Annotated in this window: 24 protein-coding genes and 1 pseudogene; 20 read left to right on the top strand and 5 right to left on the bottom strand. The window is 66.1% G+C overall.

Features of this window, described 5'->3' with window-relative positions; translation table 11 throughout:
- Positions 1-2: 2 nt before the first annotated feature.
- The 3 genes from AC13CR_RS01425 to AC13CR_RS01415 are packed head-to-tail and all read right to left on the bottom strand — an operon-like array spanning position 3 to position 2,163.
- Positions 3-386, bottom strand: coding sequence for a hypothetical protein (locus tag AC13CR_RS01425; protein ID WP_036732840.1), 384 nt, complete (start codon positions 384-386; stop codon positions 3-5).
- Positions 383-1,708 (bottom strand): recombinase family protein, encoded by a 1,326-nt coding sequence (locus AC13CR_RS01420; RefSeq protein ID WP_036732844.1) that lies wholly within the window; start codon positions 1,706-1,708, stop codon positions 383-385. The genes AC13CR_RS01425 and AC13CR_RS01420 overlap by 4 nt, the downstream gene beginning before the upstream one ends.
- The gene (locus AC13CR_RS01415) at positions 1,708-2,163 is read right to left on the bottom strand and encodes a DUF2924 domain-containing protein (RefSeq protein WP_036732847.1); all 456 of its coding nucleotides are present in this window, start codon (positions 2,161-2,163) and stop codon (positions 1,708-1,710) included. Before AC13CR_RS01415 ends, AC13CR_RS01420 begins: the two co-directional genes overlap by 1 nt.
- 595 nt (positions 2,164-2,758) lie before the next feature.
- Here AC13CR_RS01415 and AC13CR_RS01410 point away from each other — a divergent pair.
- From AC13CR_RS01410 to AC13CR_RS01325, 18 genes and pseudogenes are all read left to right on the top strand, one after another.
- Positions 2,759-4,966, top strand: coding sequence for a hypothetical protein (locus AC13CR_RS01410; protein WP_482900742.1), 2,208 nt, complete (start codon positions 2,759-2,761; stop codon positions 4,964-4,966).
- Positions 4,967-5,059: 93 nt separating this feature from the next.
- The gene (locus AC13CR_RS01405; protein WP_036732858.1) at positions 5,060-5,305 is read left to right on the top strand and encodes a hypothetical protein; all 246 of its coding nucleotides are present in this window, start codon (positions 5,060-5,062) and stop codon (positions 5,303-5,305) included.
- Between the two features lie 99 nt (positions 5,306-5,404).
- A complete protein-coding gene (locus AC13CR_RS01400) occupies positions 5,405-6,127 on the top strand; it encodes an RNA polymerase sigma factor (protein WP_036732862.1) in 723 nt (240 codons plus the stop codon).
- An 84-nt stretch (positions 6,128-6,211) separates the two neighbouring features.
- Positions 6,212-6,406: a hypothetical protein gene (locus AC13CR_RS01395; RefSeq protein WP_018303655.1), complete on the top strand. Its 195-nt coding sequence runs from the start codon at positions 6,212-6,214 to the stop codon at positions 6,404-6,406.
- 38 nt (positions 6,407-6,444) lie between these two features.
- Positions 6,445-6,741, top strand: a complete 297-nt coding sequence (locus AC13CR_RS01390; protein ID WP_036732865.1) for a hypothetical protein — start codon at positions 6,445-6,447, stop codon at positions 6,739-6,741.
- Entirely contained in the window at positions 6,741-7,616 is an 876-nt protein-coding gene (locus tag AC13CR_RS01385) for an ATP-binding protein (RefSeq protein WP_482900741.1), read from the top strand. The genes AC13CR_RS01390 and AC13CR_RS01385 overlap by 1 nt, the downstream gene beginning before the upstream one ends.
- Positions 7,617-7,717: 101 nt before the next feature.
- The gene (locus AC13CR_RS01380) at positions 7,718-8,341 is read left to right on the top strand and encodes a hypothetical protein (protein WP_036732867.1); all 624 of its coding nucleotides are present in this window, start codon (positions 7,718-7,720) and stop codon (positions 8,339-8,341) included.
- A 14-nt stretch (positions 8,342-8,355) separates the two neighbouring features.
- A complete protein-coding gene (locus AC13CR_RS01375) occupies positions 8,356-10,044 on the top strand; it encodes a DEAD/DEAH box helicase (protein ID WP_036732869.1) in 1,689 nt (562 codons plus the stop codon).
- Positions 10,045-10,047: 3 nt separating this feature from the next.
- Positions 10,048-10,458 carry a DUF6511 domain-containing protein gene (locus AC13CR_RS01370; protein WP_482900740.1) on the top strand — a complete coding sequence of 137 codons (411 nt, stop codon included), beginning with the start codon at positions 10,048-10,050 and terminating at the stop codon, positions 10,456-10,458.
- Entirely contained in the window at positions 10,455-10,856 is a 402-nt protein-coding gene (locus AC13CR_RS01365) for a hypothetical protein (protein ID WP_157814984.1), read from the top strand. Before AC13CR_RS01370 ends, AC13CR_RS01365 begins: the two co-directional genes overlap by 4 nt.
- Positions 10,843-11,610 (top strand): PD-(D/E)XK nuclease family protein, encoded by a 768-nt coding sequence (locus AC13CR_RS01360; protein WP_482900739.1) that lies wholly within the window; start codon positions 10,843-10,845, stop codon positions 11,608-11,610. Before AC13CR_RS01365 ends, AC13CR_RS01360 begins: the two co-directional genes overlap by 14 nt.
- Positions 11,607-13,928 (top strand): AAA family ATPase, encoded by a 2,322-nt coding sequence (locus AC13CR_RS01355; protein WP_482900738.1) that lies wholly within the window; start codon positions 11,607-11,609, stop codon positions 13,926-13,928. Before AC13CR_RS01360 ends, AC13CR_RS01355 begins: the two co-directional genes overlap by 4 nt.
- Before the next feature lie 340 nt (positions 13,929-14,268).
- Entirely contained in the window at positions 14,269-14,808 is a 540-nt protein-coding gene (locus AC13CR_RS01350) for a crossover junction endodeoxyribonuclease RuvC (protein ID WP_482900737.1), read from the top strand.
- On the top strand, positions 14,805-15,005 hold the full coding sequence (locus AC13CR_RS01345) for a hypothetical protein (protein ID WP_071796301.1): 201 nt from the start codon (positions 14,805-14,807) through the stop codon (positions 15,003-15,005). The genes AC13CR_RS01350 and AC13CR_RS01345 overlap by 4 nt, the downstream gene beginning before the upstream one ends.
- The gene (locus tag AC13CR_RS01340; RefSeq protein WP_482900736.1) at positions 14,998-15,378 is read left to right on the top strand and encodes a DUF6362 family protein; all 381 of its coding nucleotides are present in this window, start codon (positions 14,998-15,000) and stop codon (positions 15,376-15,378) included. The genes AC13CR_RS01345 and AC13CR_RS01340 overlap by 8 nt, the downstream gene beginning before the upstream one ends.
- A gap of 416 nt (positions 15,379-15,794) precedes the next feature.
- On the top strand, positions 15,795-17,111 hold the full coding sequence (locus AC13CR_RS01335) for a site-specific DNA-methyltransferase (protein ID WP_482900735.1): 1,317 nt from the start codon (positions 15,795-15,797) through the stop codon (positions 17,109-17,111).
- A 1,257-nt stretch (positions 17,112-18,368) separates the two neighbouring features.
- Positions 18,369-18,440: pseudogene (locus tag AC13CR_RS01330) on the top strand (SEC-C metal-binding domain-containing protein); the annotation flags it as partial.
- Between the two features lie 145 nt (positions 18,441-18,585).
- Positions 18,586-18,810, top strand: a complete 225-nt coding sequence (locus AC13CR_RS01325; RefSeq protein ID WP_482900734.1) for a DUF7220 family protein — start codon at positions 18,586-18,588, stop codon at positions 18,808-18,810.
- Positions 18,811-18,863: 53 nt separating this feature from the next.
- Here the strand turns inward: AC13CR_RS01325 and AC13CR_RS01320 are convergent, their stop codons facing one another.
- Positions 18,864-19,436, bottom strand: a complete 573-nt coding sequence (locus AC13CR_RS01320) for a DUF3489 domain-containing protein (RefSeq protein ID WP_482900733.1) — start codon at positions 19,434-19,436, stop codon at positions 18,864-18,866.
- Positions 19,437-19,525: 89 nt separating this feature from the next.
- Positions 19,526-19,786: a hypothetical protein gene (locus tag AC13CR_RS01315; RefSeq protein ID WP_482900732.1), complete on the bottom strand. Its 261-nt coding sequence runs from the start codon at positions 19,784-19,786 to the stop codon at positions 19,526-19,528.
- 111 nt (positions 19,787-19,897) lie between these two features.
- Here AC13CR_RS01315 and AC13CR_RS01310 point away from each other — a divergent pair, with 111 nt between their 5' ends.
- Together AC13CR_RS01310 and AC13CR_RS01305 are read left to right on the top strand one after the other, a co-directional pair.
- Positions 19,898-20,494, top strand: a complete 597-nt coding sequence (locus AC13CR_RS01310; protein WP_482900731.1) for a hypothetical protein — start codon at positions 19,898-19,900, stop codon at positions 20,492-20,494.
- Positions 20,442-22,457, top strand: a complete 2,016-nt coding sequence (locus AC13CR_RS01305) for a phage terminase large subunit family protein (protein WP_482900730.1) — start codon at positions 20,442-20,444, stop codon at positions 22,455-22,457. The genes AC13CR_RS01310 and AC13CR_RS01305 overlap by 53 nt, the downstream gene beginning before the upstream one ends.

The raw sequence follows: 22,457 nt of genomic DNA, 5'->3' as shown, positions 1-22,457 counted from the left end.
CCTCAGTCGAACACCCGCTCCGGCTGTGCGTGCCATGGCAGGGCCGCGACATCGGTCAGTTTCAACAGGGTCACGGCGGGCACCTCGCGCTTGTAGACCAGTCGCTTGAGGACGCCCGGCGCGAGATAGGCGAGCCGCAGCTGTCGGCTGACATGGCGTTCGGCCAGCCCTACGGCTTTCGCCAGATCGGTGACCGTGTTGAATTCACCAGTCTCCATGCGCCGCCGCCAGCCCCACGCCCGGCCGATGGCGCGCAAGATATGCGGATCCTGCGTCCGGTCTTCGCTCGGCAAATAGGTTGCGGGCGGCATGATCTTCGGTCGCCCGTTCTGCTTGCGGACCTTGAGCGGTACGAAGATCTGGATGGACTCGTCGGGTTTCATCATTCCGCCGCCACCTTCTTTCGTGGCGCCATCATGTCGCGCATGACGCCGGAGACGCCGTCAGTCCGGACATCGATGACCAGCCCCTCGGACGTGACCGTGACCCGGCGCACCAGCAACTGCACGATCCGGGTCTGCTCTGCAGGGAACAGCTGGCCCCAGACGTCATCGAACGTCTGCAGCGCGGAGATCACGTCGGCCTCGGCGAAGGCGTGACCCTCGCGCGCCAAGTGGGCAATGACCTGTGCCGTGATCGACGGCGCGCGCATCACCCGCCGCAACTCGGTCACCACAGCCGCTTCCACTAGGTCGGCAGGAAGACGGCGCGGGATGCCTTCATCGCTGGGTTCGCGGTTTTTGATGACGTCCATCGAGACGTAGTACCGGTATCGCCGCGCGCCCTTCTTCGTGCTGCTCGGGGTCATGGCGGCGCCCGTGGCCGTGAAGATCAGCCCCTTGAGCAGCGCTGGCGCCTGCGCGCGGGTGTTGTTGGCGCGCTTTCGCGGATTCTGCCGCAAGATGGCATGGACCTGATCCCACAGCTGCTCGTCGATGATGGCCTGATGCTCGCCGGGATAGGCCTTGCCCTTGTGGACCGCCTCGCCGCGATAGACGCGGTTCACCAGCACTCTGTAGAGATATCCCTTGTCGACCAAGGTGCCCTGCTTGTTGCGGAGCCCTTTGCGGCGCAGTTCGCGGGCCAGCACGGTCGCTGATCCGACCTCGACGAACCTCTCGAAGATGCCCCGCACGGTGGCAGCCTCGTCTTCATTCACCACGAGCTTGCGGTCCTTCACATCGTACCCGAGCGGGACATAGCCGCCCATCCACATGCCCTTCATGCGGGAGGCGCGGACCTTGTCCCGGATGCGCTCGGCCGTGACCTCGCGCTCGAACTGCGCGAAGCTGAGCAGGATATTCAGCGTCAGGCGCCCCATGGACGTGGTGGTGTTGAAGGACTGCGTGACCGACACGAACGTCACGCCGTTGCGGTCGAAGACCTCGACCAGCTTCGAGAAGTCCATCAGCGACCTCGACAGGCGGTCGATCTTGTAGACGACCACCACATCGATCAGGCCGTCCTCAATGTCGGCCAGAAGCTGCTTGAGACCGGGCCGTTCCAGCGTCCCGCCCGAGATGCCGCCGTCGTCATACTGATCGCGGACCAGCACCCAGCCCTCGGAGCGTTGGCTGGCGATGTAGGCCTCGCAGGCCTCTCGTTGGGCGTGCAGGCTGTTGAACTCCTGCTCCAGCCCTTCCTCGGACGACTTGCGCGTGTAGATAGCGCAGCGCTGGCGGCGGACGGGATTTGGACGCTGATCCATCAATCATTCCCCCGCTTTCGTTCACGCAACCCGAAGAAGCGGTAGCCATTCCAGCGCGTCCCGGTGATCGCCCGCGCAATCGCGGACAAGGATTTGTACGGTCGCCCTTGCCACTCGAATCCGTCCCGCAAGACCGTGATCGTGTGCTCTACCCCGTTCCATTCTCGGATCAGCCTCGTGCCGACCACGGGATTGCGAGGATCGGCGATCTGGCTCTTGCGTGTCAGGGTGCCGCCGACCTCGTCGGCTAGCAGGTCCAGCATGCGCCGGGTTTCGCGATCAGGACCGCCATAAGTCAGTTCCTGGATGCGGTAGGCCAACCGGCTCTCGAGGAACGCCCGACTATTGTTTGGCGCCGCCGTGGCAAAGATCGTCTGCCACTCCGCCTTCAACTGGGTGACGGACATGGACTTCAGCGCGGCCAGGCGCGCGGGGATGGGATCGGGCTTCGTCATGCGTTTCTCCGGTGAGTTGGAGTTGCATGACGGCATTGGTCGTCGGGATAGTGTAGGCAACGTTCTCCAGTATTGTCAGATACTTCGCGTCCATCCTGCCCGAGCAGCCGAACCAGCCCGAGCGCCAGCAGGCCGCAGAGTTCGGCGCGGCGCTCGGAGGCGGTCATCTGGTCGGGAGGGAGCGGGTTCGGGCGTTTCATGTCTCGGCAGCCGTGTTCGGTGGTGTCGTTACCGATCAAAAGCCACCCAGCCGCCCCCGACGGGACATCTCAGCTGAACGAGATGAGTGAATGCGAACAGGAAGGGAACATCAGGGCTTGCCGATCACGGATTTGTCCATGATCATCGGGAGTTGAATCAAGCGAGAGCAGTTGTTCGATGAGGTGAGTTCATGCCGTGCAAAGCAAGCCCGATCGGTCCCCGTATTTCGGCGCTGATCGAGGACGCGCGCGTGAATCTTGCCCTAACGATTCTCTCGGCCCGGGAGGGTGGTGTTAGTCAACTCGGCCCCCTGAGGCGACGTCGCGGTGTCGAGCCCCGAGCTAGGCACTACGGTCGCGATCTATAGTTCAGCTCAGTATTTTCGGAGATTTATATGGTACGCGCCCCGGCCAGAACTTGCCCCAATCTTTCTCGGCTATTCGACGATGCAGAGCCGGAACTGCTGTCCGGATTCCTCAAGAGCAAGGCTTTCGAGAGGCTGAGCTGGCTTGGGCCCTACAGGTTCGACCCCGAGAATCCGGACGGTCCGTCGGTTGCCAGAAATATGCTGCCCCAGGAAAAGAAGGACCGGCTGGGGCCTCTCGAAGCTGAAGCTGCCCGGATCGTCACAATCGCAAGCCACCGTGGCGAGTATGTCCTCGAAGGTCTCGCCAAGACCACGCTCGAACCCGAGCGCGCCAAGGAACTTCTGAACCGGCGGGACAAGCTCGCGCGAAGCCTGTGGGCTTACGCCAACGAACACGGCTTGTTTGAAGCGGCGGAGAACAGCCTGCACCTGCGTCTCTACCGGCGCTACGACAAGCACTACCAGACCTTCATGGCCGAGCCTTCGGTCGATGGGGGCCCCGACGCCGGCAGTGCATTGCTCGACGAGCTTCTGGTCGACCTCAACAAGCGTCTCGATCGCGGCGACGGCTACAGCATCGACAAGTTCGACATCCCCGAGGACGGCGATGAACCGGCGGCGGAGATGTACCTGCTATTCCATCCCGATCCCCCCACGAGCGTTCGGGAGATCGATGACGATGGCAATCGGTCGAGCATCTATTTCCGCCCGCCTGGAGAGGCGATGATCGTCTATACGCCATCGACTGGGCGGGTCCATGTCCGCGCAGGCAACCGAAAGCTCAGGCACACAGTTGCCGAACGCTTCATCGAGACTGCCCTCGAGCAGACTTACTCCAACCAGCCCGTCGACTTTCAGGCCTACGACATTTCGCAGTTCCTGCAGGGGCTCGATCTTGAACCGCCGGAACTTGACGAGGTGGTGATCGACCGCGCGCAGGTGATCCGCGCTGACATCAGCATCGGCAATCTCGCCAACCGCCTCTCGCTTTCCACCACGATCGACCAGGACATCTCAGAGATCATCGACAGCCATCCGGGCCTTCCGAGGATCTTCGAGCGGGCGCTCGCAATCCGCTTCGTCGAGATTGCGGTCCGGTATTTCCGCGCGGGACGAGATGAGGCGCAAACCCTCAACTTCACGCTCACCGACCGCAACACGAGCAGCCTTCTCAGCATCGACGACCCTTTCGAGCGCGTTCTGGGGCATCGCTTGCTCAGACACTGGAACATCCTCCGTGATGGCCGTGCACCGGGCGATGAGGAGAGCATGGCTGTCATGCCCGCCTTGCTGGCCATATGGGATATCGGAGCTGACAGGGTCACCGGCGCATGGCTCCAATCTCGCGGTGTCGATCCTGGCCTCCTGAACGATCTGGGCTTCCTCGTGCCGGCCGGCTGGGAAGGCGACGACCTGATCGACGATGAAGACGAGGTCGGCCCGGTGGCAGCCGAAGTGGTCGTTCGTATCGAGAAGGGAGATTCGGAGGAAGAAGACCGTAAGGTGGCCGACCTCAAGGTCACTGAGGGACAGGCGACGTCTGCGGGCAACCCGGATCGCTACAGGATCTATCGGGTGCGTGACGGCTGGGTCGCGCAACACCTGAAGGAAAGTCTCGAAAAGGCGCTCGATGCGCCCGCCATCGAGAAGCTGACCGATCATCTCCTCTACCTTGGAACGCTCAGCATCGATGGCGGCGATGTTCCGATCTACCTTGCGCGTGGTCTCGACCGGGAGAGGGTCCGGTCTGCCGTCGATACGGAACTTCGGGCGCGCCACAACCTCGGTATTGGACTGGTTCTGCAGGCCGGCACCGCTCCTGGACCGTGCCTGGCGGCCAATGTTCTGACGCCACTTGTTGATCAGATCGACACCAAGCAAGCCGAAATCGCGTTGGTCGCAGACAAGCTCCGGTCCGTGTTCCGGCGACATCGGATATTGGCCCGTGGAGGCATGACGGTCGGACTCACCCGTAGCGGCGATGATATCGCGACCCTCTTCGTGCCAGGGAAAGGCACCATCGACATCAAGGGCGAAAACCGCATCCAGATCATCCAGCGGCTGGTCGATGCCCACAACAACGGCCCGACGCCGATGTCGACCAAGGATCTTGTCAAGGGAATCGCTGAAGACCAGTCCCTGTCGAACATCTTCAAGCAGCCGCTGTGGGACAAGCTGAAGGCCAACTTTCTGAGAAGTCTTGGCGCCAAGGGGCCGTGGGAGATCGCAATCTGACAGCTGGCTCCGATCCGGCTCCGATTGGGGGGTCTGACGGGCTCCGATTCCTCAGGCCAATGGGAGTGCTCCATCGATCAGAGGAGCACTTCCATGCCGACTCCCTTCCCCTCGCGCCAGGCAGCCCCGACGAGCTGGTCCGGCACCGCGAAGACCAAGCCCACCAACCACAACTCGGAATGGCGCTGCACGCGCTGTGACAAGCTGCTCGGCGTCTGCCGGGACGGCCGCATGCACCTGCGCTTCGCGCGGGGGCACGAGTATCTCGTGGGCTTCCCGGTTCAGGCCACCTGCCGCGGCTGCGGCACGCTGAACAACGCGACCGCGCCCGCGCGCTGACGCGCGCATTCACCCAATCCCCTGAAATCGCAGAGACGCGCGACGTCCTGACCTGGCCACGAGAAGGCGCCGGACGCCTGGCCGCAAGGCAGGCGTCCGATGTCTATCGCGTGGCACGAGATCCGTGATCACCTCATGCATTCTTCTTCCAACCTTCACTTCCAGCGCAGTTTCGACGCCGTCCGACGTGCGCAGGCTGCCCTCACACCGTTCCGGGATCCGGCGGCCCTGCTGGACGGGCTGCACGGCACGACCGGCGATCAGGGCCAGAAGAACCTGATCCTCTCCGCGCTCGTCAGAGCGGCGCAGGGCGACGGGCCCGCGTCCGACTGTGCGCTGACGTTGCTCCTGCTGGCGCTCTGGCCCGGCCTCGACGCCATCCGCCGCCGATCGATCTGGCGCAGGCTCGGCACTGCCGATGAGATCGCGTCCGACGTTCTGGCGCGCACCACCGAGGCAGTCCGCAGCCTCGATCTCAGGCGCGTCAACTGGATCGCGGCCACGGTGCTGCGCAACGTCGAGCGCGACATGATCCGCGTGCGCCGGCGCGACACGGCACGCGAATATCTCGCCAGCTGCGCCGATCCCGACGAGGTGGCGGACAGCGGCAACCGCGGCATCGGCGCAGACGGGTACGCACTGCTGAACGGCGCCGTGCGGAAGCTGCTCGGCGACGACGCCCTGCTGGTGATCCGCGTGGCGGTCGAGGGCTTTTCCCAAGCCGAAGCGGGAGCCGCACTGGGCCTGACCGAGGCCGCCGCCCGCAAGCGGTACCAGCGCGCGATGCGCCGACTGAACGACGCCCTCGAGGAAATCCCCTGACCCGATGTCCCGATCCGGTCCCGCCGGTGGCTTTTTCCATTCGAGCGCCCCGAGCGCCTTCCCTCCAACCGAAAGCAGACACGCATGAACCGCACTGCCGATCTGTCGCTCGAGGATTTCAGGCGTCTTCCGGGGCTCTATCGCCGCTGGGAGCTGACCGAGGTCTGCGAGCCCAACCGCAACTATCAGATCGAGGACGCCGGCGCCCATGCCGACGGGACGCCGCTCTTGGCGATCTACGTCGCCGAGCCCGCGCCCGACGTCCGCGAGGCCGCGTGATGCGCCTCCTTGATCACATCATCTCACGGAGAACCGCCATGCCGGACCAGCCGGACGCCATCACCTGTCTTCGCAAGGTGAACTACGCCCTCGAAGATCTCCCCGAAACCTTCTCCCTCCCGCAGCGTCCCGGAGACGAACCGCACGAGCCGATGCCGGTCGTCGAGGCGACCGTCGACGAGATCGCCTTCGCGATCGTGGAGGCTGAGCGGGAGAGCACCGCCGCCTACCGCCGCGCCGACGCGCTGAAGCGCCTCTACAAGCTCGCCCGCGAGGCCGGGTGCATCGGCGCGGATCGCGCCGCCGCGGCAGTGATGAAGAAGGAGGGCCAGTGATGGCCCTTCCCATCATCGGCGCTGACGAACGGCTCGCTCAGCGCAAGGGTATCAAGGGCGTCATCTTCGGCCGGTCCGGCATCGGGAAGACCAGTCTGCTCTGGACGCTGAACGCCCCGACCACGCTCTTCCTCGATCTCGAGGCCGGGGATCTGGCGGTCGAGGGGCTGGAGATCGACACGCTCCGGCCCCGCACATGGAAGGAATGCCGTGATTTCGCGGTGTTCATCGGCGGGCCGAACCCGGCGCTGCGCGAGGATCAGCCCTACAGCCAGGCGCATTTCGACGAGGTCTGCGGGCGCTACGGCGATCCGGCGGTGATCGGAAAGTACGAGACCGTCTTCATCGACTCGATCACCGTGGCCGGTCGTCTCTGCTTCCAATGGTGCCGCGGCCAACCCGAGGCGTTCTCCGAGAAGACCGGCAAGCCCGACATCCGCGGCGCCTACGGGCTGCATGGCCGCGAGATGATCGGCTGGCTGACCCACCTGCAGCACACGCGCGGCAAGCATGTCTGGTTCGTGGGCATCCTCGACGAGAGGCTCGACGACTTCAATCGCAAGGTCTTCCAGCCGCAGATCGACGGCTCGAAGACCGGGCTGGAGCTGCCGGGGATCGTCGATCAGGTCATCACCATGGCCGACATCCCGGACCCCGGCGGCCAGCCGCAGCGCGCCTTCGTCTGCCAGACTCTGAACTCCTGGGGCTATCCGGCCAAGGACCGCTCGGGCCGCCTCGACAGGGTCGAGCCGCCGCATCTTGGCCGGCTGATGGAGAAGATCCATCGCCCCGCGGCGCCTGCCTCCGAACGCCTGACCTGGCCGCTGGTGACCCCGGCAGATCCCGCCCCCGCGCAGGAGCCCGGCCATGGCTGAGCGCCTCCCCCCACGCCCGGTGTCCCGATCCGGTCGCCGGGGTGGCTTTTCCCCTCTGACGCCGCTGCGCGTCCCATCCTCAACCTGAAAGGAGCCGCGCAATGTCCGGACCCTGGAACGACTTCAACTCCGCCCAATCCAACACCAACGTCATCCCCAAGGGCACGCTCGCCAAGGTGCGCCTGACGCTCCGCCCCGGCGGCTTCGACGACCCCTCGCAGGGCTGGACCGGCGGCTGGGCGCGCCGCGCCGCCACCGGCGCCGTCTATCTCGACGCCGAATACACGGTGCTCGAGGGGCCCTACGCCCGCCGCAAGGTCTGGTCGCTGATCGGCCTCTACAGCCCGAAGGGCCCTGACTGGGCCAACATGGGGCGCGGCCTGATCCGCGGCATCCTCAACTCGGCGCGCGGCGTGTCGGACAAGGACAACTCGCCCGAGGCGCAGGCGCGCCGCCGCATCAACGGCTTCGGCGATCTCGACGGCGTCGAGTTCGTCGCCCGCATCGACATCGGCACCGACACCAACGGCGAGGACAAGAACGAGATCCGCGCTGCTGTCACCCCCGATCACCGCGACTACGCCGCGCTGATGGGCACGGCCGCGCCGCAGTTCGCCGCCGCCCCGGCGCAGGGCCACGCCCCGCAGCAGCCCGCCACGGCCACCCAGCCCAGTCAGCCCGCGTCCGCCCCCGGCGCCGCCGGGCGGCCGAGCTGGGCGCAGTAAGGGGGAGACCGGCCATGCGCCTGCGCCCCCGCCAGAAGACCTTCGTCGAGCGCAGCGTGGCTGCGCTCGCCTCCCGCGGCAACACGCTGGGCGTGGCGCCCACCGGTGCGGGCAAGACCATCATGCTCTCGGCGGTCACCGGCGAGATGATCGGCGACGGCGCCAAGGCCTGCGTGCTCGCCCATCGCGACGAGCTGACGGCGCAAAACCGCGCCAAGTTCCAGCGCGTGGTGCCGGGCGTCGCCACCTCGGTCATCGACGCCACGGAGAAGTCCTGGGGCGGCAAGGTCGCCTTCGCCATGGTGCCGACGCTGGCGCGGGCTTCGAACCTGGCCGACATGCCGCGTCTCGACCTGCTGGTCGTGGATGAGGCGCACCATGCCGTCGCCGACAGCTACCGCCGCATCATCGATCGGGTGCGCGAGGCCAATCCCGACGCCCGGATCTTCGGGGTCACGGCGACGCCGAACCGGGGCGACAGGAAGGGCCTGCGCGAGGTCTTCGACAATGTCGCCGATCAGGTGCGGCTGGGCGAGCTGATCGCCTCGGGCCATCTCGTGCCGCCGCGCACCTTCGTCATCGACGTGGGCGTGCAGGACGAGCTGCGTTCTGTCCGCAAGACCATGTCGGATTTCGACATGGCAGAGGTGGCCGGCATCATGGACCGCGCCCCCGTCACCGACGAGGTGATCCGGCACTGGAAGGAGAAGGCGGGCGACCGGCAGACCGTAGTGTTCTGCTCCACCGTCGCGCATGCCGAACACGTCACCGACGCCTTCAGGGCGGCGGGCGTTTCCGCCGCGCTGATCCATGGCGATCTGGCGGCCGAGACCCGCAAGGCGATCCTCGCCGACTACGCGGCGGGGGACATCCGCGTCGTCGTCAACGTCGCGGTGCTGACCGAGGGCTGGGACCACCCGCCCACCTCCTGCGTCGTGCTGCTGCGGCCCAGTTCCTACAAGTCCACCATGATCCAGATGGTCGGGCGCGGCCTGCGCACCGTCGATCCCGAGGAACACCCCGGCATCGTCAAGACCGACTGCGTCGTGCTGGACTTCGGGACGTCGAGCCTGATCCACGGCACGCTGGAACAGGATGTCGATCTCGACGGCAAGACCGAAACCGGCGAGGCGCCGACCAAGACCTGCCCCGGCTGCGGCGCCGATATTCCGCTCGCCGCCACCGAATGCCCGCTTTGCGGCGAGGTGTTCCCGCGCGAGGACGAAGAGGCCGGTGAAGGTGACGGTGCCGCGCCGCTGTCGGGCTTCATGATGACCGAGATCGACCTGCTGAAGCGGTCCAGCTTCGCGTGGGTCGACCTCTACGGCACGGACGACGCGCTGATGGCCACGGGCTTCGCAGCCTGGGGCGGCATCTTCTGGCTGGACGGGGTCTGGTACGCAATCGGCGGGGCCAAAGGCGAACGCCCGCATCTGCTCGGCGTCGGCGAGCGCACGGTCTGCCTAGCGCAGGCCGACGACTGGCTGAACACCCACGAGACCGACGAGAGCGCCTTCAAGACCCGCTCCTGGCTGCGCCAGCCGCCGACCGAAAAGCAGCTGCAGTACCTACCGCCCGAGTGCCGCCACGACTTCGGCCTGACGCGCTACCGCGCCTCGGCGCTGATGACCTTCGGCTTCAACAAGCGCGCCATCCGCCAGCTGATCGACACGGCGGCCAGCCCCGCACGGAGGGCGGCATGACCCATGTCCACCTTCATCCCCATCACGGCCGAGGACCGGCGGCGACTCTGGCATCCGCGTGGAACGCTCTGTGCTGTCTGCCGGCAACCCACCCGTGGCTTCGGCTGGTTCGATCCGCACCGGTCGAAGCGACCCCGGCCCTCGGTCTGGTTCTGCTCGATGTCCTGCCAGTCCTTCTGGACGCGCTTGGCGCGGGAGCATTTCGCCATGGTTGATCTGACCGAGGAGGAGCGCGCCGCGATCACCGCCACCATGAAGCGCGTGGCGCTGCTGATGGACGAGATCGGCTGGGCCACCCCGCTTGCGGATCTGACCGAGGCGCAGGTGCGCGCGCTGATCGAGGACGCCGTCGAGGGCTTCCGCGAGGCCATGTCCGACATCGCCCGGGCGCAGACGCCGGAGGTGCCGTTTTGACCAAGCTCTGCACAAAATGCGGCGTCGAGAAGGACGTCTGCGAGTTCGGACGCCGCCGGCTCAGTCCCGATGGTCGGCAGACCTGGTGCCGCGACTGCCGCCGGGAATACCAGCGCGCCTACGCGCAGAAATTCAGGAACCCCGAGAAGCATCGGGAGGCGCAGCGTCGCTATCGCCTGCGCCACGCCGAGAAATATCGGGCCCACAGCATCGTCAGGCGTGCCGTCAAGGCTTGTCGGATCGTCGTGCCGGTCTGGTGTCAGCGATGTGGCTGCGTGACCGACCTCGAAGCGCATCACCACGACTATGACGCGCCGCTCTCGGTCGAATGGCTCTGCTCGACCTGCCACGGGCTCGCCCACCGCAGCTACGAGGGAGGCCAGCATGCTGGACTATAACCGCCGCCCCAGCTTTGCCGACCGGGTCAACGCCGCCGTTGATCGGGCCCTCACCGCCGATCAGGCGACGCGGCCGCCCCGCGACTATCTCGGCGGCTCGCGCCTCGGCCATGCCTGCGAGCGCGCCCTGCAATTCGAGTTCACGGCGACGCCGAAGGACGAAGGCCAGGATTTCAGAGGCCAGTCGCTGCGCATCTTCGCCATCGGCCACGCGCTCGAGGATCTGGCCGTCACCTGGCTGCGTGGCGCGGGCTTCGACCTCTACACCCGCAAGGGCAACCGGCCCGATGGCGGCCAGTTCGGGTTCTCCGTCGCGGGCGGGCGCATCCGCGGTCATGTCGACGGCATCATCGCTGCTGGGCCGGAGGGGTTCGGTCTCGCCGTTCCCGCCCTCTGGGAATGCAAGACGATGAACGCGAAGAACTGGCGCGCCTGCGTCAAGGACGGCGTGACCAAGTCGAAGCCGGTCTACGCCGCCCAGATCGCAGTCTATCAGGCCTACATGGAGGCGACGGTCCCCGGCATCTCGACCGCGCCCGCGCTCTTCACCGCGATCAACAAGGACACGGCCGAGCTGCACCACGAGCAGGTCGCCTTCGATGCCGATCTCGCGCAGCGCATGTCCGACCGGGGCGTGCGGATCCTGCAGGCGACCGATGCGGGCGAGCTTCTGTCACGCGTCGCCACCACGCCCGACTTCTTCGAATGCCGGTTCTGCCCTTGGTCCGCGCGCTGCTGGGGGCTTCCCGCATGAACGACGACGGCATCCTGCATTTCAACCCGTGGATGGACTTCAACGACGGGCCGCCGTCGGAGAATCCCTTCGGCTGTGATCCCGATCCCGACCAGATCGCCGTCTTTCTCGACACGGTGTTCAGCTGGTGCGAGGGGCTGATCCCGCTCCGCGGTTTCGTCGACAAGGGTCAGGGCCGAGACGGCAAGCCGCACAACATCTGGATCCCCGCCGACGACACCGCGCCGGGGAAACTCACGACCTTTGCCGCATGGGCCAACCGTGAAGGCGCTGCGGTTTATGTCATCCCCGGCACGGTCGCCGAGCAGGGCCAGGCCCGCGCCGCCGACGTGCTGCAGATGCAGGCCATCGTCGTCGATCTCGATGCGGGCGACATCCCGGCCAAGCTCGACCATGTCACCCGCCACATCGGAACGCCGACGCTGATCATCGAAAGCGGCGGGCGCACGCCAGAGGGCGCCGCGAAGCTCCATGTCTGGTGGAAACTGACCGAACCCGCTGAGGGAGAGGACCTGGTCACCCTCTGTCGCCTGCGGGGCGAGATCGCGGTGAAGGTCGGCGGCGACACGCATTTCCGCTCCGCGCACCAGCCGATCCGGGTGCCAGGCACCGTCTATCACAAGCACGGCCATCAACGCCTCGTGCAGATCCGCGAGCATCGCTCGGTCGAAGTGGATCTTGCCGATTTCGCGGAAAAGGTCGCCGACATGCCGCCGCTGCCAGGCGTAGGCTTCGCCAGCGACGTTGCCACACCAGCATCGAAGCCCGGCATCGACGCGGTGCTCACCACGCCGGTGCGCGAAGGCGCGGTGGACGACTGGTCCCGCTTCCAGGGGGCCAGCGCCGCCATCGGCCATTACGTACGCCTCGTCCACGAGGGCCGCCTCGATCCCTTCGCGGGCTGGGAGGCGATCTGCGGCTACAACGCCGCCATGCTGCGCCCGTCCTGGCCGCTCGATCGGCTGATGGCCGAGTCCGAACGGCTCTGGGCGCTGCATGTGAAGCGCAACGGTCCGCCGCTCCTGCGCACAGCCCACGCCGATGCCCCGGCCAGCCCATTGCCGACCTTCAGCCTTGGCGCGCTCCTCGACGACACGAGCCCGATGCCCGAGGACATCATCGGGCCGCGCGTGCTGACCCCGGGCGGACTCCTGGTGCTGGGCGGCGCGCCCAAGGTCGGCAAGAGCGACTTCCTGATCTGCTGGCTCGTGCACATGGCCGCTGGCGTGCCGTTCCTCGACTTCACGCCGCCCCGGCCGCTGCGCGTGTTCTATCTGCAGGCCGAGATCCAGTATCACTATCTGCGCGAGCGCATGCAGCAGATCGCGCTGCCCGCCGTCGTGATCGCCGCCGCGCGCGACACCTTCATCGCCACGCCGAAGCTGAAGCTGCTGCTCGACGCGGAGGGCGTCGCCCGCGTGGCCGAGGCGATCCGGGCCGCATTCCCCGACGCGCCGCCCGACATCATCGTCATCGACCCGATCCGCAACCTCTTCGATGGCGGACCTGAGGGGGGCGGCGAGAACGACAACACCGCCATGATGTTCTTCCTGAAGGACCGGGTGGAGCTCCTGCGCGAGGCGGTCAATCCGGATTCGGGCGTCATCCTCGCTCACCACACCCGCAAGGCCACCAAGCACCAGGTCAAGGACGATCCTTTCCTCGCCCTCTCCGGCGCCAGCGCGCTGCGGGGCTTCTATTCCTCCGGGCTGCTCATGCACCGGCCCGACGAGGACAGCAGCGTCCGCAGGCTGGAAATCGAACTGCGGAACGGCCCCGCGCTGCCGGGCAAGCTCATCGACAAGGTGAAGGGCGAATGGGTCGAGCTGAACCCGATGAACGAACGCCTGGTGCGCAAGGAGGTTGGCGCCAGGCTCGATGCCGAGCGGCTGCGCAAGCACGATGTCATCCTCGGCATGCTGCTGGATGAAGCGGCGAGCGAGCGCCTGTACACCGCCATGCAGTTCGCCGAGACCTTCGAGAACCGGGGCGGTCTGGGCAGCAAGCACACGATCCGCGAGCGCCTCAGCGTGCTGGCGACCAAGGGCTTCGTGAAGTTCCTGCGCGACCCCTCGGGGTTCGGCTTCCCCGTCACCCGGTCCCGGTTCGGCTACCTCTGCGTGGAAGGCATGCAGTTCGGCGCGCCCGACGAGCATGTCGATCCGGACACCGGCGAGGTCACCACGACCGCCCGTCCGGTCCTGCCCAGCCACTTCAAATGCCCCCAGTCCGGGCTCTGCCTGCAGGTCGAAAACCCCGCCGTCTGGGTCTACCCGGAGGGGCTCGAAGACGACCTGACTCATATGAGTGAGGCCTGACTCATATGACAGCGCCAACTGTGCACTCAACGAAATCAACAGGTTACGGGCAAATAAGAGTTAGGTCCCTGACTCATGCCCGAAGACTTCATGAAGTCTTATTCCGCAATGATTCCAGCCACTTGAACACCCCGGAACAGTTAGGTGTCAAACCCCCATACTACGTATGGGAGGGCCACCCCACGGGGGTGGCCACTCCTCCCATACGTCCGGGCCAGCCGCGCGCGCCGCCGTGACGCTTCCTTGCGCTTCCCGATCCGACGACGGCGGCCCCGTACCGCCAAGCACCAGACCGCCGTCGTCTTCCACCACCACAGGCCACCGGCAAAGGAGACCCATCATGGCTCAGCCGACTCTGATCCCGAATTGCGACGGCGCAAGGTTTGAATCGCTGCCGCTCGACACGCCCCGCAACCGCTGCATCCTTGCGCTCGACCTCGGCACCTCGACCGGCTGGGCGATCCGCGGCCATGACGGCCTGATCACCAGCGGCACCGTTTCGCTGCGCCCGGGCCGCTTCGACGGCGGCGGCATGCGCTACCTGCGCTTCACCAACTGGCTGACCGAGATCGACCGGCTGTCGGGGCCCGTCGCCACGATCTGGTTCGAGGAAGTCCGCCGCCACGCAGGCACCGATGCGAGCCACATCTACGGCGGGCTCATGGCCACGCTGACTGCATGGGCCGAGCTGCGCGGCGTTCCCTACGAGGGCGTCCCGGTTGGCACGATCAAGCGTCACGCCGCTGGCAAGGGCAACGCCGACAAAGCCGCCATGGTCGCCGCCGTCACCGCCCGCGGCTTCAGCCCGGCAGACGACAACGAGGCCGACGCCATCGCGATCCTGCTCTGGGCGATCGAGACGAACGGGGGTGTCGCATGAGATGGCATCCCCACGGTTACGGCGGCCGCCGCCGGGATCCCGAGCAGGTCAAGCGCGAGGGCTGGCGGGAACAGGGCGTCCTCGCGGTCTCCGCCGATGACGACCGCCTCACCTGGCCCGAGCGTGAACTGGTCCGCCAGCTCGGCGAAAAGCTCTACGGCCCGCGTCCTTCCGACAGGGAGGCGCGCCATGGCTGATCGCGAATGGACCGCCGACTGCGTCGCCGATCATTTCGAGGAGGCGTTCCGCACCCTGCGCAAGCTGCCGCCGGTGAAGGCGCAGGGCTACTTCAACACCTGGCCCGACATCGTGCGGACCAGCCGCGAGATCGCGGCGATGGAGCCGCAGCCGATGCGGGTCTGGCCGTCGGCCGCCGCGATCACCCGGCTCGAGCAGACCTTCGACTGGGTGCTCTGGATCGAGGAGGCGGAGCGCAAGCTCGTCTGGTCGCGCGCGGCCCGTGTGCCGTGGAAGCAGATCAGCGGGGAACTCGGCTGCGACCGCACGACCGCCTGGCGGCGTTGGCAGCTGGCGCTGACCAAGATCGCCGCGCGCCTGAATGTGCAGTGACTCCAATGTGTTGCAACACTTTTTCCTTCGACATCTGCAACATGATCGTGCTATTCCGACGGCAAGATGGGGAGAGTGCGCCGAAGGGCTCGCTCTCCCCTTTGCGTTGACAGGGGCCACCTGGACCCCGGTATCCAGCGAGGGTCCGGCCGGGGTCCAGCCCACAGCAGTTTCCGGTTCCTTCCTGGCGATATTCGTATGCTGGCGGGCGAAGCGCGGGACATCGCCAGCGACAGGGCCGGATTTTTGGGAAGCCACCCGGAAGCCAGCCCCACTCACGCCCCGCGCAAACACCAATGAACGCTGGCCTTCCGACCGGACACCGCTGGTAGCCGCTGGACCCCGCTTGGAGTCCAGCGCGGCATCCGGAGTCCGGAAGCCACCGGCATCCACCCGACCGAGGAACCTTGCCCACCATGACGCTGAGCTTCGCCCCGGACGCGATCGAGACGTGGCCGCTGGCCAAGCTCCAGCCCTACGCGAAGAACGCGAAGGCGCATGGCGCGGACCAGGTCGCCAAGATCGCCGCCAGCATGGCCGAGTTCGGCTGGACCGTGCCCTGCCTCGTCGCCGAGGACGGCGAACTGATCGCAGGGCATGGGCGCGTGCTGGCCGCGACGCAGCTCGGGCTGACCGAAGCGCCGGTGATCGTGCTGGGCCACCTGACCGAGGCGCAGCGCCGGGCCTATCGCATCGCGGACAACAAGCTGACGGAACTCGGCACCTGGGACGAAGCGCTGCTGTCGGCGGAACTGAACGATCTGCTGGCTGATGATTTCGACCTGTCGCTGGTCGGCTTTTCCGACGGCGAGTTGGACAAGCTGCTGGCCTTCGTGCCGGAGGGGAACGGTGAAGAGGGTGGCGCCGGGGGCTCCGTGCCGCCGGTGACCATCCCCGAACCGCCGCGCAATCCTGCGGCGCGCACTGGCGATCTGTGGATCCTCGGCGACCACCGTCTGCTCTGCGGTGACAGCACCAGCGCGGCCGACGTGCGCCGTCTGATGAACGGCGAGCGGGCGATCTTGTTCGCGACCGACCCGCCCTATCTGGTGGACTACGACGGCTCGAACCATCCGACCCGCAACAAGGATTGGTCTTCGTCCTATGGCACGACCTGGGACGACAGTTCGCAGGGGGCGGAACTCTACGACGGCTTCATCGCGGCGGCCGTGGCGGAAGCCATCGCCGATGATGCAGCCTGGTATTGCTGGCACGCATCGCGCCGCCAGGCGATGCTGGAGGCTTGCTGGGAAAAGGCTGGGGCGTTCGTGCACCAGCAGATCATCTGGGTGAAGGACCGCGGGGTTCTGACCCGGTCGCATTATTTGTGGAAGCACGAGCCCTGTTTCATGGGCTGGCGCCGCCCCAACCGTCCGCCGAAGGTTGCCGAGGAAACCCTACCGTCGACATGGGCGCTACCGAGCTTTGCGAAAGACGACCGGCCCGACCACCCGACGCCGAAGCCGCTCGACGCCTTCGGCATCCCGATGCGCCAGCATGTGGCGCGGGACGGCCTCTGCTACGAGCCCTTCTCGGGCTCCGGCTCGCAGATCATGGCGGGCGAGGCCAACGGCCGCCGTGTCTTCGCGATGGAGATCAGCCCCGCCTATGTCGATGTCGCCGTGGAACGCTGGCAGGCCGAAACCGGCAAGGATGCGATCCTCGACGGCGATGGCCACACCTTCACCGAGGTGAAGGCCGAGCGGCTGGGCAACAAAACTGGCTTCGAGTAGGACTGGCCTGTACAATGGAATGAAGGCACTCTTTACGGGCAGACCTTCCCCATGGAATTGTTAAAGGCAATCTGGCTAGAGTTTTCAGGCGCGAGTTTTCTTGAGCAACTCGGAGCAGTGGCAGCATTGCTTGGCGTTTTGGGTGTTCTCAATGGGTTGACTGCTAAGCTTGCAAAACGGGTTCCACTTCGAGATCTGGCTCGGGCGAGAGCGCGCATTGACGCTCTTGATGCGGAATTATCAGCGCTAAAGCAGAAGCTTGATGTTGAAAAGGCTGATGGAGCTGCTTTCCGAAATCGCGCTGAGAGCCTTGAGGAAAGGCATTCCAAAGAATCTCCAATAGCATGGAGAGAGAGCCAGCAATTTGACTCAGGGATCGATGACGTTGATGGTCGTTCACGCCAGCTAAAGACGATGGCGCTTGGTTTCGACGCAATCCGCGAAGATCTGCGCTCGGCAGCTTTTGAACTGGCCATTTACTATGATGCCGAAGCCGCTTTCGACCCTGACTCGGGTCCGCGCGCACAGTATTTTGCCAACCTTGCAACGGCATTGCGAAGTGGCGATGACACGCAATACCTCCACGATCTTTTAAAGGAAAGCGCAGCGGCAGATGCGCGTGAGCAAGGAGCATATGATCCGGAGGCACCAGAATGGAAAAGTTTCGAACTGGCCCCGGCCGGTCTAGACAAAGAGGGTGCGTCTAGGCTGGCTACAAGACTGAGCAACCGTGCGAAGTTCTTCTCTCAAACTGGCGAAAATCATGCTGCGCACCGTTTACTTGCTCGAGCGGTGTTTGTCGCTAAACAACATTTTGGAGAAGGCGAAAACTTCCTAATTCACTTGGTGAAAAACTACAGTGCAGAACTGTTTATTTCAGGTTTTTATAAGTCCGCACTTCTTCATTTCGAAGAGTTGGAGCGCATAATGGAAGCGTCGAGCGATTCCGAATTCTCTCCAACGAGCTATGCGCGACTACAGCTGCGGCATTGGATCTGTGGATGTCTTCTACACACCGGTCGGGAGGATGAGGCTCGTCGAGAAGCTCTCACCTTGCTTCCCGAGATTGAAGCTTCATTGGGTTCTGAAGAACCACTTGCCATTGGCACGCGATCGATCGCCCTTGGAAAGCGCAGTCGTGTCGGCGCTAAGACTTCACACGTAACGAAATACGGGTCATTTGCGGTTCAGGACCAAGGTAACATCAATGCCCCGGCTCGGATCGAAAACAAAGGTATGCGTCTTGAGCCAATCGGACCAAGCCGAAACGACCCGTGTCCATGCGGATCCGGGAAAAAATTCAAGCACTGTCACGGCCGCTTAGCCTGATTTTTCGGCCTTGCCGAGGCGCTGATTGGCTGGCCAACGGGTGGATTGGCTTCGGCTTTGTGGCAACGGAGTGGTCACGCGGGTCGCGGCGCATGCGCTCCGAAGTCTCGCAGTTGAACTGCTGGCCGATGGTTGAGGGTGGGCGATGAAGCAGAGCCGGGCCATGTCGCTGGTCGAGGCCGTTGTCAATGTCGCGATAGGCTACGGCTTCGCTGTCGTTACGCAGATCCTCGTCTTCCCAATCTTCGGGCTGCACACGACGCTGGCGCAGAACCTGAAAATGGGCGCGGTGTTCACGGTGGTGAGCATTGCGAGGTCCTTCGCCCTGCGGCGGGTGTTCGAGGCAATCCGGATGCGGACCACCAAATGATCGACCGCCGCCCCGGAGGGACGGCGGTCATCAGCTTGTCGGGGTCCGGTGCCTCAGGCGGCGGGGAGCTTGTACACGCGCCCCCGGTTCTCGACCTTCTCCGAGGTCACCTCGAGCCCGAGTTTCTTCTTCAGCGCCCCGGCCATCGCGCCGCGCACCGTGTGCGACTGCCAGCCTGTCGCGGCCATGATCTCCTCGATGGTCGCGCCGTCCGGCGCGCGCAGCATGGCGATCAGCCTGGCCTGCTTGGTGCCCTCGGGCGGCGTGCGCGTCTTGGGCGCGGCCTTCGGTTCGGTGGGAGTGTCCGGCACGGGCTCCTCGGTCGGCGCGTCCGTCGCGCCCGCAGGCGCTGGGTTCGCGTCCTCGGGCTCGATGCCGATGGCGGCGAGGCCTGCGTCAGTGGCGACCAGCGTAGTGCCGTGGCCGTCGCCGGTTTCGCGCCACATGGGCTCGCCCTTGCGCATTTCGGTGTCGACCTCTTCGAGGAAGCCCGTGGCGAGCATCGCGCCGACCACCTTGGCGGCAACGCCGCCGCGCAGGCTCTCGGGCAGCGGCAGGGCGATAAGCTCGGGCCGCTGGGCGGCGGCGCTCAGGATCAGGGCTTGGGTGTCGGAAAGCTTGGTCATCGTCGTCTCCCGTATCGGGCGCGCGGGATGCGGGCCCTTCTACGAGGTCGAGCCCGCCAGTCGGCGGGCGGGACCGGGAGCAGGTCGTCTCACTCGGCGTGTTCGCCTTCGCTGAAGGCCATGTCGGTAATCTCGCGCAGCTTGGCGCGGTAGTGGTTCAGGGTGCCGACATGGCCCCAGTTGATCTCGTCGGGGCTGGTCTCGAAGTGGTCGGCGCTAAGGGCGGCGAGCCGCTCCAGCATCGAGTCGATCTCCGTCTTCGCGGCGATGAAGGCGTCGAGGGCTTTGTTCGACCGCTCCCTCGAACCGGTGGCGGGAGCGGTCTCACTGTCAGTCGCGCGGCGGGTCATCGTGGTGGCTCCGTGGTGAGTTGCATCGTCCTTCTGGAGACACGTTCCCTCTGTCGGCGACGCTTATCAACTCGATAAGCACATGAGTTTGAATGATAATCGGAGCTGTCGATGCAAGGCATGAGCGAGCGCCAGTACGCCGTGCATGTCGGGCTGTCGCGCGGCGCGATCCAGAAGGCGAAGACGGCCGAGCGGCTGGTCCTTTATCCGGACGGCAGCATCAACGCGGCCGCCAGCGATGCCCGGCGGGCGGAAACCACCGATCCGTCCAAGACCCGCAAATCGCCCGCGCCGAAGCTGAAGCCCGTCCCCGAGGCGGCGGTGGCCGCTGTCGGCGACACGCTCCGCGAACAGGGTCTGGCGGTCCCGGCGGTCGGCGGCGGGACGACCTTCCTGCAGGCCAAGACCGCGAACGAGGTGCTGAAGGCGCAGGAGCGGCGCATCCGGCTCCAGAAGCTGAAGGGGGAGCTGATCGAGCGGGCCCGCGCGCTGGCGCTGGTGTTCCGACTGGCGCGGGAGGAACGGGACGCGTGGGTGAACTGGCCCGCGCGTGCGGCGGCTCTTATGGCGGCCGAGCTCTCTGCCTCATGCAGCGACGCGACAGGCCAGCAGATCACCGTGGAGCCAGCCGCGATGCAGAAGGTCCTCGAGAAACATGTACGCGCCCACCTCGACGAACTCGCCGAGGTCCGGCCCGATTTCCGGTGAGAGCGGCGATGATCCTGGCGGCCTGACGGACTTCGACGGCGCGGGCGAGATCCTGCGCGCCTGGGGTAACGGGCTGCGGCCCGACCCGGACCTGACCGTCTCGGAATGGGCGGACCGGCACCGCATGCTCTCGGGCCGCGCCTCGGCCGAACCCGGGCGGTATCGCACGGTACGCACGCCCTACATGCGCGAGATCATGGACCGGCTGTCGCCGGGCGATCCCACGCAGCGCGTCGTGTTCATGAAAGCCGCGCAGGTCGGTGCGACCGAGGCGGGCAACAACTGGATCGGGTTCGTCATCCACCAGGCGCCGGGGCCGATGCTGGCGGTCCAGCCGACGGTGGAACTGGCCAAGCGAAACTCGCGCCAGCGGATCGACCCGCTGATCGACGAGAGCCCGGAGCTGCGGGAGCGGGTGAAACCCGCCCGGTCGCGCGACGCGGGCAACACCATGCTGTCCAAGGAATTCGCGGGCGGCATCCTGATCATGACGGGGGCGAACTCGGCCGTTGGGCTGCGGTCCACCCCGGCGCGGTACATCTTCCTCGACGAGGTCGACGCCTATCCGGCCTCGGCGGACGAGGAAGGCGACCCGGTCACGCTGGCGGAAGCGCGGTCGCTGACCTTCGCCCATCGGCGCAAGGTCTTCTTGGTCTCGACGCCGACGATCCGGGGGCTGTCGCGCATCGAGCGGGAATATGAGGCGAGCGACCAGCGGCGGTTCTTCGTGCCGTGCCCGCACTGTGGCCATGCGCAATGGCTGAAGTTCGACCGGCTGCGCTGGCAGAAGGGTCGTCCGGAGACGGCGGAATATCACTGCGAGGGCTGCGACGCGGCAATCGCGGAGCACCACAAGACGGCGATGCTGGAGGGCGGCGAATGGCGGGCGACCGCCACGGCCGCCGATCCGACCACGGTCGGGTATCACCTCTCGGCGCTCTATTCGCCGATCGGCTGGCTGAGCTGGGAGCGGATCGTGCGGTCATGGGAAGCGGCGCAGGGGTCCGACGAGGCGATCAAGGCCTTCCGCAACACGATCCTCGGCGAGACATGGGTCGAGACCGGAGAAGCGCCGGACTGGCAGCGGCTCTACGACCGGCGCGAGCGCTGGACATCCGGCATGGTGCCGGCGGGCGGGCTGTTCCTGACCGCGGGGGCCGACGTCCAGAAGGACCGCATCGAGGTCGATGTCTGGGCCTGGGGTCGTGGCTTGGAGTCCTGGCTCGTCGATCACGTCGTCATCGAGGGCGGGCCGGACCGGCACGACGCCTGGTCGGAACTGACCGCGCTGCTCGACCGAAGCTGGCCGCACGAACGCGGCGCGCATCTCAGGATCGCGCGGCTGGCCATCGACACCGGCTACGAGGCCCCGGCGGTCTATTCCTGGTCGCGGGCGCAGGGGTTCGCACAGGTATCGCCGGTCAAGGGTGTAGAGGGGTTCAACCGCTCCAGCCCCGTTTCGGGTCCGACCTTTGTCGACGCGACCGAGGGCGGCAAACGCCTGCGGCGCGGCGCGCGTCTCTGGACCGTGGCGGTGTCGACCTTCAAGGCCGAGACCTACCGCTTCCTGCGGCTCGCGCGGCCGACCGAGGAGGACACGGCCGAAGGGGCGGCGTTTTCGCCGGGATCGGTGCATCTGCCGCACTGGGTCGAGAACGAATGGCTGAAGCAGTTCGTGGCCGAGCAGCTGGTGACGGTGCGCACGAAGCGCGGCTTCGCCCGGCTGGAATGGCAGAAGCTGCGGGAACGCAACGAGGCGCTGGATTGCCGGGTCTATGCCCGCGCCGCCGCCTGGATCGCGGGCGCGGACCGCTGGCCCGACGAGAAATGGCGTGACCTCGAGGATCAGCTCGGGGCCGCCCCCACCGACACCGATCCCGCCGGGCAGATCAACCGGCCGGGACAGGCCCCGCAGGGCAAACGCCGCTCCGACTGGCTCGGGCGGCGCGGAGGATGGTTTTGA

This window comes from Paracoccus sp. L-17 (assembly GCF_056857655.1).
This window is presented reverse-complemented; position numbering and strand designations above follow the sequence as displayed.

Coding starts and splice junctions, on each gene's coding strand:
- AC13CR_RS01375 (WP_036732869.1), top strand. CDS start 8,356: ATGCGCCTGCGCCCCCGCCAGAAGACCTTCGTCGAGCGCAGCGTGGCT.
- AC13CR_RS01405 (WP_036732858.1), top strand. CDS start 5,060: ATGCCGACTCCCTTCCCCTCGCGCCAGGCAGCCCCGACGAGCTGGTCC.
- AC13CR_RS01350 (WP_482900737.1), top strand. CDS start 14,269: ATGGCTCAGCCGACTCTGATCCCGAATTGCGACGGCGCAAGGTTTGAA.
- AC13CR_RS01340 (WP_482900736.1), top strand. CDS start 14,998: ATGGCTGATCGCGAATGGACCGCCGACTGCGTCGCCGATCATTTCGAG.
- AC13CR_RS01385 (WP_482900741.1), top strand. CDS start 6,741: ATGGCCCTTCCCATCATCGGCGCTGACGAACGGCTCGCTCAGCGCAAG.
- AC13CR_RS01315 (WP_482900732.1), bottom strand. CDS start 19,786: ATGACCCGCCGCGCGACTGACAGTGAGACCGCTCCCGCCACCGGTTCG.
- AC13CR_RS01420 (WP_036732844.1), bottom strand. CDS start 1,708: ATGGATCAGCGTCCAAATCCCGTCCGCCGCCAGCGCTGCGCTATCTAC.
- AC13CR_RS01410 (WP_482900742.1), top strand. CDS start 2,759: ATGGTACGCGCCCCGGCCAGAACTTGCCCCAATCTTTCTCGGCTATTC.
- AC13CR_RS01400 (WP_036732862.1), top strand. CDS start 5,405: ATGTCTATCGCGTGGCACGAGATCCGTGATCACCTCATGCATTCTTCT.
- AC13CR_RS01310 (WP_482900731.1), top strand. CDS start 19,898: ATGCAAGGCATGAGCGAGCGCCAGTACGCCGTGCATGTCGGGCTGTCG.
- AC13CR_RS01320 (WP_482900733.1), bottom strand. CDS start 19,436: ATGACCAAGCTTTCCGACACCCAAGCCCTGATCCTGAGCGCCGCCGCC.
- AC13CR_RS01355 (WP_482900738.1), top strand. CDS start 11,607: ATGAACGACGACGGCATCCTGCATTTCAACCCGTGGATGGACTTCAAC.
- AC13CR_RS01390 (WP_036732865.1), top strand. CDS start 6,445: ATGCCGGACCAGCCGGACGCCATCACCTGTCTTCGCAAGGTGAACTAC.
- AC13CR_RS01380 (WP_036732867.1), top strand. CDS start 7,718: ATGTCCGGACCCTGGAACGACTTCAACTCCGCCCAATCCAACACCAAC.
- AC13CR_RS01345 (WP_071796301.1), top strand. CDS start 14,805: ATGAGATGGCATCCCCACGGTTACGGCGGCCGCCGCCGGGATCCCGAG.
- AC13CR_RS01370 (WP_482900740.1), top strand. CDS start 10,048: ATGTCCACCTTCATCCCCATCACGGCCGAGGACCGGCGGCGACTCTGG.
- AC13CR_RS01335 (WP_482900735.1), top strand. CDS start 15,795: ATGACGCTGAGCTTCGCCCCGGACGCGATCGAGACGTGGCCGCTGGCC.
- AC13CR_RS01425 (WP_036732840.1), bottom strand. CDS start 386: ATGATGAAACCCGACGAGTCCATCCAGATCTTCGTACCGCTCAAGGTC.
- AC13CR_RS01360 (WP_482900739.1), top strand. CDS start 10,843: ATGCTGGACTATAACCGCCGCCCCAGCTTTGCCGACCGGGTCAACGCC.
- AC13CR_RS01395 (WP_018303655.1), top strand. CDS start 6,212: ATGAACCGCACTGCCGATCTGTCGCTCGAGGATTTCAGGCGTCTTCCG.
- AC13CR_RS01305 (WP_482900730.1), top strand. CDS start 20,442: ATGTACGCGCCCACCTCGACGAACTCGCCGAGGTCCGGCCCGATTTCC.
- AC13CR_RS01415 (WP_036732847.1), bottom strand. CDS start 2,163: ATGACGAAGCCCGATCCCATCCCCGCGCGCCTGGCCGCGCTGAAGTCC.
- AC13CR_RS01325 (WP_482900734.1), top strand. CDS start 18,586: ATGAAGCAGAGCCGGGCCATGTCGCTGGTCGAGGCCGTTGTCAATGTC.